The sequence below is a fragment of the Megasphaera sp. AF13-6AC genome (genome assembly GCF_027685385.1).
In the GTDB taxonomy this organism is placed as follows: Bacteria; Bacillota; Negativicutes; order Veillonellales; family Megasphaeraceae; genus Megasphaera; species Megasphaera micronuciformis.
The window spans coordinates 526-871 of sequence record NZ_JAQCUN010000276.1; the positions used below are offsets into that span (position 1 = coordinate 526).

The 346-nt window shown below is 52.3% G+C and carries 1 protein-coding gene; it reads left to right on the top strand.

The annotated features are described in order from the left end of the window. On the top strand, positions 1-346 hold a 346-nt coding region (locus PGX78_RS08820), incomplete at both ends, for an ATP-binding cassette domain-containing protein (protein WP_270446586.1).

A 346-nucleotide genomic window follows, 5' to 3' on the forward strand; every position in this document is an offset into this window, starting at 1 on the left:
GGCGAGCAAATTGAAGAAGGTCTGAGACTCCATCTCCACTTGTCAAAGAAAGAAGCTGCTGAAGAAGCCGTTCGGCTTCTTCAATCTGTAGGGATAAGCGGGGCATCTCAACGTGTCCGCTCCTATCCGCACGAACTGTCGGGAGGGATGCGCCAACGTTGTCTCATAGCGGCAGCCATTGCCTGTAAGCCGCGACTTCTTTTCGCCGACGAACCGACGACGGCCCTTGATGTCACGACGGAAGCACAGGTACTGAACGTTCTGCAACAAATGCAGGAAGAGTTACATATGGCCGTACTCCTTATTTCTCATAATTTGGGCATTATTGCCCGTATGTGTCGGCGAG